Origin of the sequence: Actinoplanes subglobosus (genome assembly GCF_042650585.1) — a bacterium.
Taxonomy (GTDB): domain Bacteria; phylum Actinomycetota; class Actinomycetes; order Mycobacteriales; family Micromonosporaceae; genus Actinoplanes; species Actinoplanes subglobosus.
This window is the reverse complement of the sequence record NZ_JBHSBL010000017.1, coordinates 435,412-445,971: the sequence shown is the minus strand read 5'-3', so window position 1 is coordinate 445,971 and position 10,560 is coordinate 435,412. Positions and strand designations below refer to the sequence as shown.

The 10,560-nt window shown below is 71.7% G+C and carries 11 protein-coding genes; 6 read left to right on the top strand and 5 right to left on the bottom strand.

Annotated features, from left to right (window positions below; genetic code table 11):
- Nucleotides 1-766 precede the first annotated feature (766 nt).
- The 4 genes from ACFO0C_RS19910 (at nucleotide 767) to ACFO0C_RS19895 (ending at nucleotide 3,014) form a co-directional block, all read left to right on the top strand.
- Nucleotides 767-1,495 (top strand): LmeA family phospholipid-binding protein, encoded by a 729-nt coding sequence (locus tag ACFO0C_RS19910; protein WP_378068141.1) that lies wholly within the window; start codon nucleotides 767-769, stop codon nucleotides 1,493-1,495.
- 69 nt (nucleotides 1,496-1,564) lie between these two features.
- The gene (locus tag ACFO0C_RS19905) at nucleotides 1,565-1,642 is read left to right on the top strand and encodes an Ms5788A family Cys-rich leader peptide (protein WP_311772860.1); all 78 of its coding nucleotides are present in this window, start codon (nucleotides 1,565-1,567) and stop codon (nucleotides 1,640-1,642) included.
- Nucleotides 1,643-1,815: 173 nt separating this feature from the next.
- The gene (locus ACFO0C_RS19900; RefSeq protein WP_378068140.1) at nucleotides 1,816-2,664 is read left to right on the top strand and encodes a sulfurtransferase; all 849 of its coding nucleotides are present in this window, start codon (nucleotides 1,816-1,818) and stop codon (nucleotides 2,662-2,664) included.
- Nucleotides 2,665-2,666: 2 nt separating this feature from the next.
- Nucleotides 2,667-3,014 (top strand): DUF1416 domain-containing protein, encoded by a 348-nt coding sequence (locus ACFO0C_RS19895; protein ID WP_378068139.1) that lies wholly within the window; start codon nucleotides 2,667-2,669, stop codon nucleotides 3,012-3,014.
- Nucleotides 3,015-3,058: 44 nt separating this feature from the next.
- On the opposite strand, the gene ACFO0C_RS19890 is transcribed toward ACFO0C_RS19895, so the two are convergent.
- A complete protein-coding gene (locus ACFO0C_RS19890; protein ID WP_378068138.1) occupies nucleotides 3,059-4,318 on the bottom strand; it encodes an AI-2E family transporter in 1,260 nt (419 codons plus the stop codon).
- A gap of 147 nt (nucleotides 4,319-4,465) precedes the next feature.
- On the opposite strand from ACFO0C_RS19890, the gene ACFO0C_RS19885 reads away from it, so the two are divergent.
- Entirely contained in the window at nucleotides 4,466-4,762 is a 297-nt protein-coding gene (locus tag ACFO0C_RS19885) for a GroES family chaperonin (protein WP_360331959.1), read from the top strand.
- A gap of 19 nt (nucleotides 4,763-4,781) precedes the next feature.
- Here the strand turns inward: ACFO0C_RS19885 and ACFO0C_RS19880 are convergent, their stop codons facing one another.
- On the bottom strand, nucleotides 4,782-6,491 hold the full coding sequence (locus tag ACFO0C_RS19880; RefSeq protein WP_378068137.1) for a PrsW family glutamic-type intramembrane protease: 1,710 nt from the start codon (nucleotides 6,489-6,491) through the stop codon (nucleotides 4,782-4,784).
- Between the two features lie 57 nt (nucleotides 6,492-6,548).
- A complete protein-coding gene (locus ACFO0C_RS19875; RefSeq protein ID WP_378068136.1) occupies nucleotides 6,549-7,676 on the bottom strand; it encodes an FUSC family protein in 1,128 nt (375 codons plus the stop codon).
- Nucleotides 7,677-7,705: 29 nt separating this feature from the next.
- Between ACFO0C_RS19875 and ACFO0C_RS19870 the strand changes: the two genes are divergently transcribed.
- Nucleotides 7,706-8,341, top strand: coding sequence for an HD domain-containing protein (locus tag ACFO0C_RS19870; protein ID WP_378068135.1), 636 nt, complete (start codon nucleotides 7,706-7,708; stop codon nucleotides 8,339-8,341).
- Here the strand turns inward: ACFO0C_RS19870 and ACFO0C_RS19865 are convergent.
- Together ACFO0C_RS19865 and ACFO0C_RS19860 are read right to left on the bottom strand one after the other, a co-directional pair.
- Nucleotides 8,313-8,597, bottom strand: coding sequence for a DUF4031 domain-containing protein (locus ACFO0C_RS19865; protein ID WP_378068134.1), 285 nt, complete (start codon nucleotides 8,595-8,597; stop codon nucleotides 8,313-8,315). The genes ACFO0C_RS19870 and ACFO0C_RS19865 overlap by 29 nt on opposite strands.
- On the bottom strand, nucleotides 8,594-10,393 hold the full coding sequence (locus ACFO0C_RS19860) for a glycerol-3-phosphate dehydrogenase/oxidase (protein WP_378068133.1): 1,800 nt from the start codon (nucleotides 10,391-10,393) through the stop codon (nucleotides 8,594-8,596). Before ACFO0C_RS19860 ends, ACFO0C_RS19865 begins: the two co-directional genes overlap by 4 nt.
- Between the last annotated feature and the right edge of the window lie 167 nt (nucleotides 10,394-10,560).

Below are 10,560 nucleotides of genomic sequence, written 5' to 3'. Positions count from 1 at the left end.
GGCCGCGCTGGCCGCCGACTATCTCGCGGTGACCGGTGAGCCGGGCGCCCTGCTGCCGCTGTTCTGGGTGGGTCTCGGCGGGTTCACGGCCGCGATGATCGGTCAGGTGATCCGGGCCGAGGACCGGCAGCGCGCCAGGGACTCGTGGAGGACCACGCTGCTCATCGTGTGCGGTGCGGTCGCCTACGCCGTCCTGATCACGCTGGTCCGCGAGCCGCTCGGCGCGCAGGCGATCCTGATCTGCTGTGTCGGCGCCGGCACTGCCCTGCTGATCGCCCGGGTCACCGATGCGGTGTTCCCCAAGCCACGGATCGCCCTGCAGGTGCCGCGCGGTGCGACCGGCATCGTGCTCGGCGCCATGCTGGGCACCCTCGCCTCGGCGATGCTCGGCAGTTACATGGTGCTGCCGTTCGACCCGACCAAGGGTGCGGTGCTCGGCCTGATCGCCGCGGTGGCCGCCCAGCTGGTCGATCTGGCGGTCAACTTCGGCGAGGCCGGCCGCCGGCTGGCCGGCGAGGCGCCGACGTTCTGGCTGGCCCGGCACATGCAGGGCCCGCTCGGCGGCTTCGCCCTGACCTCGGTGGCGGCCTATCTGTCGGTCCACTGGTACCTCTCCTGACCCGTCCGCCCCACTGACACGGTTTCGCTGAACCCTGGACGCGGGCATGTACGTTCCCCAGGGCAGTGGCGAGATTCGGGAGGAACAGTGGCCGAGGTGTACGGATCGGATCGTCCCCGCCGTCGCCGGGGACGCACTCTGCGTTTCGTGATCCTGACCCTGCTCGTCCTCCTGATCGCCGGGGTCGCGGTGCTGGACCGCTTCAGCAACTCCTACGCCGAGAACGTCCTGGCCGACAAGGTGGCCGCGGAGGTGGCGAACCAGAAGGCGGAGAGCAGCCGCCCGGTGGTCACCATCGCCGGCGTCCCGTTCCTCACCCAGGTCCTCGCCGGGAAGTACGAGGAGATCCGGATCGAGCTGCCGGACTTCAAGGCGCAGACCGGCACCGGCGAGACCATCCGGATGGACCTGCTGGACATCCGGGCCCGTGACGTCAAGGCCCCGCTGAGCGCCCTGCGCGGCCAGGGCGACGTGGTGGCCGGCTCGGTCACCGGCACCGGCACCCTCGACTACGGCCTTCTGGCCGACGCGACCGGCCAGAAAGGCCTGACGCTCGCCGAGAAGGACGGCAAGCTGGTCGGGTCCGGAGTGGTGACGATCTCGCAGCTCCAGGATGTCCAGTTGTCCGCCTCCGCCGACCTCAAGGTCGTCGACGGCAAGGTGCAGGTGCGCTTCTCCGATGTGAAGACGCCGGATCTCCCGGTCAACCCGTTCGTGCAGGGTCAGGTGGACGCTTTCATCCAGAGCATGGCCTTCGAGCTGGACGTGCCGAAGTTGCCGATGAACCTGGTGGTGCAGGAGTTGCGGCCGCTTCCGGAGGGGCTGCGGGTCACCTTCGGGGCGAGCGACGTCAGCCTCGCCGCGGCCGGGGTGTGACGACCGTCCGATCCCGGATCGTGGTCGGACCTGTTCCGAGAGTTGGGCCCGCTGGTAGGGTCGTTTCCCATGAGCCTGTTGCTCACGAAAAGGCGCGCGGTCGACCTGTGCCGCGTGGCCGCGTGCCTGTGTCGTCCCGTCATCTGACGGGGCCACCTCGTGCTGAGCACATTCTGAAGCTCTAGGCATCTCTGCCGGCAGTGGCGCCGTCGCACAGCAGCCCGTGATCCCACCCACCGATGGGTCCGCGCGGAGTGCGACATCTAGCTCTCTCCGTGCGCTGACTCTCCCTCCACCCACCTTCCACAGGGAGTGAACCGATGAGTCGCGACACCGCACTCGTCTCGGCCGAGTGGGCCGAGAACAACCTGGAGACCCCGGGCCTCGTCTTCGTCGAGGTCGACGAGGACACCTCCGCCTACGACGGCGGCCACATCCCCGGCGCCATCAAGATCGACTGGAAGAAGGACCTGCAGGACCCGGTCCGGCGTGACTTCGTCAACCAGGAGCAGTTCGAGGCCCTGCTGTCCGAGCGTGGCATCTCCAACGACGACACCGTGATCCTGTACGGCGGCAACAACAACTGGTTCGCGGCGTACGCGTACTGGTACTTCAAGCTGTACGGCCACGAGCAGGTCAAGCTGATCGACGGCGGCCGCAAGAAGTGGGAGCTGGACGCCCGCGTCTACTCCAAGGACGTGCCGGTCCGCGAGACGACCTCCTACACCGCCAAGGCTCCGAACCTGGAGATCCGCGCCTTCCGCGACGAGGTCGTGCAGGCCATCGGCGTGAAGAACCTGGTCGACGTCCGCAGCCCCGACGAGTTCGCGGGCCGCCTGCTCGCCCCGGCGCACCTGCCGCAGGAGCAGTCGCAGCGGGCCGGCCACATCCCGACCGCGATCAGCGTGCCGTGGAGCAAGGCCGCCAACGAGGACGGCACCTTCAAGTCCGACGAGGAGCTCGCCAAGATCTACGGCGAGGCCGGTCTCGACGGCAGCAAGGACACCATCGCGTACTGCCGGATCGGCGAGCGCTCCTCGCACACCTGGTTCGTGCTCAAGGAGATCCTCGGCCACGAGAACGTGAAGAACTACGACGGTTCGTGGACCGAGTACGGCTCCCTCATCGGTGTGCCGATCGCCCTCGGCGACGAGCCCGGAAAGGCCTGATCATGACTGTGCCCGCTACGAACGTCACCGCCGACCTGCCGGCCGGCTGCGCCGCCCCGGACCAGTCCGCGCCCCTCCCCAGCAGCGTGGACCTGGCCAAGGAGACGGTGATCACCGGCCTCGTGCGCAACGCGGACGACGAGGTCGTCGGCGGCGCCTACGTGCGCCTGCTCGACGGTGCCGGCGAGTTCACCGCCGAGGTGGTCTCGTCGCCCGAGGGCGTGTTCCGCTTCTTCGCGGCGCCCGGCTCCTGGACCGTGCGGGCGCTCAGCCGGCACGGCAACGGCGAGCTGGCCGTCGACGCCGCCCGCGGCGTCAACGAGATCACGCTGAACGTCGCCACCGCCTGACCCACGCTCTGTCGGAAAATGGGGGCCCCTCGGGGCCCCCATTTTCATGCTCCGCCGGTGGTCACCACCTCGGCGTGGGGTGGGACCTCCGGGCGCCGGCGGGACAACCGGCGGACCGCGGTGTTCAGAACGGCTATCAGCGGCACCGCCACCAGCGCCCCGATGATCCCGGCCAGCACCACACCGCACGCGATCCCGATGATCACCGCAAGCGGGTGCACCGACACCGCCCGGCCCATGATCAGCGGCTGGAGCACGTGCCCCTCGATCTGCTGCACCAGGATGACCGCGCCCAGAGTGATCAGGGCGATCACCCAACCCTCGTCGACCAGAGCGACCAGCACCGCCACCGCACCCGACACGCTGGCGCCGACGATCGGCACGAACGCGCCCAGGAACACCAGCGCGGCCAGCGGGAACGCGAACTCCACCTCGAGCACCACCAGCGCCAGGCCGATGCCGACCGCGTCGATGAAGGCGACCAGCACGGTGGCCCGCACGTAGGCGCCGAGCGTGCGCCAGCCGGCGTCCCCCGCGTCGGCCAGCGACCAGCGCGCGTTCACCGGGAACAGCCGCACGATGAACCGCCAGATCTGCCGGCCGTCGCGCAGGAAGAAGAACGTCGCAAAGATCACCAGCAGCATGCCGGTGACCAGCTCGGCGATGGTCGCGACAGTGGCGATGCCGGTGGACGTCAGCGCCGCCGTGTTCGAGTTGACCCACTCCTGTGCGGCCGCGATGCCCTGCGCCACCTGGTCGTTGGAGAGGTGCAGCGGCCCGGTCTTGGCCCACGTCTGGATCTGGTTGACACCGGCCGCCGCGTTCTCGGTCAGTTTCGGCACGCCGGCGATGAACTCGTTCACCACCAGGGTCAGCGTGCCCACGAGCAGGCCGATCCCGGTGACCAGCACCAGGAACGTGGCCATCGAACGGGGCAGGCGCAGCCGCAGCAACCAGCCCACCGCCGGGCCGAACAGCGCCGACAGCAGCAGCGCGATCGCCAGCGGGACGACCACGATGCTGACCATGCCGATCAGGCGGAGCAGGGCCCAGCCGATCACGCCGACCACGATCAGCCGCCAGCTCCAGGCCGCGGCGATGCGCAGGGGCTGCGGCACGTCGGCGTCGTCACGACTGTTCGTCGAGGCGTGCACGATCTCGGCGTCCGCCGAGGGGGGCAGGAACTCGTCATACCGGTCGGGCTCCGACGGGCGCTCGGACCGGGCCTGCCGCACCGACTCACGGCCGGAGTCGTAGGCCTTGATCAGGTTGTCCCGGACCCGCTGGAAGCGGTTCAACCGCATAACCCCCCTCGACCTCGAACTGCGCAGTAGCCACGCTAGTACCCGGGCGCCCACAACGCCTTACCCGGCGACGGGGGCCACACGCGGCGGCGTACCGTCTGCAACGTGAGTGCCGACACCCGTACCGAGACCGGATTGCCGATCCGGATGCTGCACGACCGCGTCCTCGTCCGCCAGGACGGCGGGGAGGGGGAGCGCCGTTCGACAGCCGGCATCGTGATCCCGGCCACCGCCTCGATGGGCCGGCGTCTCTCCTGGGCCACCGCGGTCGGTGTGGGCCCCAACGTCCGGTCGATCGTGGTCGGTGACCGGGTCCTGTTCGACCCGGACGACCGCTCCGAGGTCGAGCTGCACGGCAAGGGGTACGTCCTGCTCCGCGAGCGGGACGTCCACGCGGTCGCGGCGACCCGGGTCGAGTCGGACGGCACCGGCCTCTACCTGTGACCCCGTCCCACCAGCCGGATCACCACTGCCGGGGCGGCGGAGCGTAGGGCGGCGGACCACCGTAGGGGCCGGCGGGCGGAGGACCGTAGGCACCGCCGAACGCCGGAGGCGGCGGGGGCGGCAGGACGATCGGCACCGGCATCACCGGCTCCGGCGGCGGCGCGACGGTACGCACCACGCCATCCGGGAAGGTGATCCGGTAGTTGTGGCCGTCCCACCACGACGGCGGCGTCTGCGGGTCGCGCCCGGCGAAGGCGGACCGGTAGTTGGTGATCGCGATCAGCAGCTCCCGCTCCTCGCCGAGGGCCCGGTGCATCTCCATCGGCGTGCGGGGCAGACCGCGCTCCAGACCGTCCCGGATCAGGGCCAGCCGGGTCGCGGCGAACTGGAAGTCACGCATCGCCCGGTGCCCGACCTGCCCGGCCACCCGGCGTGCCCACTCCCGGGCGGCGTGCCGGCGGCCCAGCGTGCCGAGCGCGGCCACCTCGGCCGGGGCGAACCAGCCGGCCTCCGCGTAACGGAACAGGACCCGCTCGGCCAGGCGGCCCTCCCAGCTGCGCAGTGCGATGGCCAGGCCGACCACGGCGAAGAAGAACGGCACCATGAAGCCGAGGTAGCCGTACAGCATGATCATGGTCTCGCCGGTGGCCCCGGCCAGCGTCGGCAGCAGATTGAAGATGCCGTGCAGCATCATCGCCAGCAGGATGCCGGCGACCGGGGCGAGCCAGCGGATCGTCCGGTTGCCGGAGCGCGCCGACAGGCCCAGGCCGATGCCCGCCATCGAGGTGAAGAGCGGGTGCGCGAAGCCGGTGAAAAGGATCCGGACGATGAAGATCAGGAAGACGTTCTGCAGGCCGGTGGCCGGGCCGTACTCCGCCTCGCCGGCCGCGTAGCCGTGCCCGCCCAGGTAGAGCACATTTTCCACCATGGCGAAGCCGAGCGCGGACAGGCCGCAGTAGACGATGCCGTCGGTCATGCCGGACCACTCGGACCGCCGTCGCAGGAAGATCAGGAACGGGCCGAGCACCTTCATCGACTCCTCGATGAAGGGCGCCACCAGCACCGCGACCAGCGCGTCGGGCAGCCCGATCTTGTCGAACAGCCAGGCTGAACCGGTGTTGACCACCAGGGCCACCGCGGTCGCGATCGCGGCACCCCAGGCGAAGCAGAAGACCAGGTACTTCGTCGGCTCCGGCTCGTAACGGTCCAGCCAGACGAAGGTGCTGGCCAGCAGAGGGACCGGCAGGATGGCCGCGGTCAGGCCGATCGCCAGGCCGGTCACGCCGATGTTGTAGCCGAGGTAGGTGAGCATGCCGATGGCGACCAGCGCGATCACCACGATCGCGGCTGTCATCGGCAGCCAGCGCCGCCAGCCGGTGCTGCGGCCGGGAAGGGGCGCGTTCGCCGCGTCGGCCACCCCGGGGTAGGGCGGAACCGGCGCGGGAGCCGTCTCCAGCGCGGCCGTCTTGAAGAACGGCGGGAGGGACGGCGGCCCGGTGGGCGACGGCGCGAAAGACGACTGCGCTGCCGGAGGCTGCAAGAAAGGCGGGGCCGGGGACGACGGCCGGATCAGCGGCTCGCCGAAGACCGGCGGCTCGAAGGTGAGCGGGGCCGGAGACGCGGGGGCAGCCGGAGAATCGGGGACGGCCGGCGGCTCAGGGGCAGCCGGCGGTGCGGACTGCGGGCGGTCGGCGGCATCGGGCGTTCCGCTCGGCGAGACATCGGCCATGCCCGCCAGCGTAGTCACCGTATCCATCCGCGACCGGCCCGAGGAGCCCGAAACCGATCAAGAAGGCATCGATCCGGACCGGCCCGGCTTCCGGCGCGTCCCGTGCGGCCGCCCGGTCCAGCCGATGGCGTCGCGCACCTGGCGGGTCGCCTCGGCATACTCGACCCCGGTCGCGCGCAGCAGATCGGCCACCGCGGTCCGGGTCTGCGCCACCACCACGCCGCCGGAGTAACCGACCCCGGCCTGGTAGGCGCGACCCGACCCGGCGACCGCCCGCAGCGCCTGCTCCCGGGCGGTGACCGGCTCGTCACCCCGGTCCCACTCCTGCCGCAGCAGCTCGACCGCGTCGCCGAGGTGCCGCACCGAGACCGGCAGCACCTCGGGGATCGGCTCCCGGTCCTCGATCGCGGTCTGTGCCCGGCGCAGCAGCACCCGCACGTTGCGCAGTGCGTAGGTGAGCTGGGCGGCACCGTCCACGTACTGGGCCAGGGCGCCACGGGCCCGCCACCGGGCCGGCGCGAACGCCACGTTCTCCCGGGCCGCGTCGATGGCCGCGCTGAACGCGGCGAACGTGCCCTCGGCGGCCCGCAACCGTTCCACGGCGGCCCGCACCACGGCGGCGTCCCTGTCGGCCAGTCCGGCGGCGGCGTCGTACAGCCCGCCGGTGAAGGCCCGCAGCGCCGGGTCGGCCGCCCGCCGGACCACGGTGAGCGGGTTGAGCGGCAGCAGCACGGTCATCACGACCAGCGCGATCCCGCCGCCGACCAGCGCATCCAGGAAACGCGTCCAGGGCTGGCCGGTGGTCGAGGTCAGGGTGGCGACCAGCACGGCCGACGAGGCGGACTGCACGATCAGCGGCGCACCACCACCGGCCGCGGTGGCCAGCAGCACGGCGAGCAGGACGATCACGCCGATCTGGACCGGGCCGGCGCCGATCAGCAGGATGATCACGTCACCCAGGCCGATCCCGGCGGCGACCCCGGCGACCAGCTCGGTGGTGCGCCGCAGCCGCTGGCCGACCGACGAGCCGAGAGCGATCACCGCGGCGATCGGCGCGAAGAACGGCATCTCCCGGCCGAACAGGTCGTGGGCCACGAACCAGGCGAGACCGGCGGCGAGCCCGGCCTGCACGGCGAGCATCAGCCCGGCCCGGCCCCGGTGCAGCGCGGCGGTCACCCGGATCATGACCTCAAGGTACGTGCCAGGATGCGAGGGTGACATCTCCCGAAGCCTTCCGTTCGGCCGCCCGTGGCGCCGGCGCCACCGCGGCCGACGCGGACCTGGACGCCGCCGGGCAGTACCTGCTGGGCCGCTGGACCGAGCCGCAACGCCACTACCACGACGTGACCCACCTCGCGTCGGTGCTCGAGGTGATCGATCGCTTCGCTCACCTCACCCCCAACCCTGATCGCGTACGGCTGGCCGCCTGGCTGCACGACGCCGTCTACGACCCCCGTGCCCTGGGTGACGCGAACGAGCGGGACAGCGCCGAGTTCGCGGCCGGCCTCCTGCAGAGCCTGGGCGCCCCCGACGAGGTGTCGGCCGAAGTGGCCCGCCTGGTCAGCCTGACCGCCGGGCACGCGACCGAGGACGACGACCCGGACGGCGAGTTGCTCTGCGACGCGGACCTGTCGATCCTGGCCGCCGAACCGGAGCGGTACACCCGCTACGCCGCGGCGATCCGCCGGGAGTACGCGCACGTCCCCGACGACGCGTTCCGCGGCGGCCGCTCCCGGGTCCTCACCGAGCTGCTGAACCTGCCGTCGATCTACCGCCTCGCGCCGATCCACGAGCAGTGGGAGGAGCAGGCCCGCACCAACCTCAAGGCCGAGCTGGAGGAGCTGGCCTGACCAGGTGTTTCGGGCGGCGCAGGCCGGAGGAGCGGAGACGGGCGGTCAGCTCCCGGGACGGCAGCAGGGTGGCGCCGAGCCACAGCGCACTGCGGAACCGGGCCTCCGGGATGTCGTAGTGGTCCCGGTCGAAACCCCGCCGTGGCACGCCCAGCATCTCGGCGAAGGCGTGCAACTCCGCGTAGGAGACGTCGCTGACCAGGTGCGACCACAGGTGGCCGCGCCCCGGCCAGCGGGGCTCGTCGACAAGGATCAAAGGTCGATCTCGAGCAGCGGCAACCGCCGGTCGGCGGCCAGCCCGCGCACGTCCGGCACCCCGATCCGGGCGGCGTCGGCGGTCGCGTCGTCGGGCATCGTCTGCGACTGCCGCTCGGCGGTGACCCGGGCCAGGTAGTGCTCGACCTCCTTCTGCCGGACGGTCGCGTCCCACCCGAGGGCCTCGCCCATGATCTCGGCGGCGTGCCCGGCCGACTCGGCACCCCGGTGGGCGGTCTCGATCGAGATCCGGGTGCGCCGGGTGAGCACGTCGTCGAGGTGCAGGGCGCCCTCGGCGAGCGCCGCGTAGGCGACCTCGGCCGCCAGATACTCCGGGGCACCGGCGAGAGGGACGGCCAGTTCGGGCTGGGCGGCCATCATCGCCAGCAGGTGGACGGTCATCGTCCCGTACCGCTCCAGGAGATGCTCGACGACGCCCGCCGTGACGCCGTGCCGCCGGGCGATGTCATGCCGGTCGCGCCACGCGGCGGCATAGCCGTCCGCGCCGAGCAGCGGCAGCTCGTCGGTCCGGGACGGCTGGGCCGCGCCGCCGAGACGACGGACCGCCCGGTCGATGACGTCGGCCGCCATCACCCGGTACGTCGTGTACTTCCCACCGGCCACCAGCATCAGCCCGAGCATCGGCTCGACCACCGCGTGCTCGCGCGACAGCTTGGAGGTCGAGTCGGCCTCGCCGGAGAGCAGCGGCCGCAACCCGGCGTAGACACCCTCGATGTCGTCGGTGGTGAGCGGCCGGTCCAGCACCGTGTTGACCTGGTCCAGCAGGTAGCGGATGTCCCGGGCGGAGGCCGCCGGGTGGGCCCGGTCGAGCTGCCAGTCGGTGTCGGTGGTGCCGATGATCCAGTGACCGCCCCACGGAATGACGAAGAGCACGCTCGTCGCGGTCCGCAGGATCAGCCCGGCCTCGCCGGTGATCGCCGAGCGGGGCACCACCAGGTGCACACCCTTGGAGGCGCGGACCCGGAAGCCGGGGCGCACGCCGACGTCGTTGAGCATCTGCGACATGTCGTCGCTCCACACGCCGGTGGCGGCGACGACCGTACGCGCCCGGACCTCGAAGGGCTCCTCGTCGGGGGACTCCAGGTCGCGCACGCGGACGCCGACCACCTGCCGGGCCTCGCGGACGAAACCGACCACGCGGGCGCTGGTGGCGACGGCCGCGCCGAGGCTGGCCGCCGTCCGGGCCAGGTTGACCACGAGACGGGCGTCGTCGACCTGGCCGTCGAAGTAGCGGATCGCGCCGGTGATCTGGTCGGCGCGCAGGCTGGGGAAGAGGTGACGGGCGCCGTCACGGGTCAGGTGCCGGTGCAGCGGCATGCCACGCCCGGAGCCGAACATGCCGGCGAAAGCGTCGTAGGCGGCCACCCCGAGCCCGTAATAGCCACGCTGCCACGCCCGTTTCGGGAGGTTGGTGGTGGGCAGCGGGACCAGGATCGGCACCGGGCGCACCAGGTGCGGCGCGAGCCGGGTGGCCAGCAGGCCGCGCTCGGTCAGCGCCTCGTGCACCAGGTGCAGCTCGAGTTGCTCCAGGTAGCGCAGACCGCCGTGGATCAGCTTGCTGGAGCGGCTGGACGTGCCGGCGGCGAAGTCACGGGCCTCGACCAGGGCCACCTTGAGGCCCCGGGACGCGGCGTCGACCGCCGCGCCGGCGCCGGTGACCCCGCCACCGATCACCAGGACGTCGAACTGTTCGTCACGCAGCCGCCGCAGATCGGCGGTGCGACGGATCGGGGACAGACGGCCGGCCGAGTTACGGGAGACGGAGGGATCACGCACCCGTCCCACGTTAGCGCTTCGGCCGTTCACCCCGGCGAGGGAAATCACGGGGCCGGCAGCGCGGGGCACGGGTCCGCAACCCGATGGGCAACGATCTGCCCCCGATTTGCACTCATCCGCTCTTAGGGTCGGCGATTCCCGGCCAGTAGGGCCGCCTCCCCCCGGAT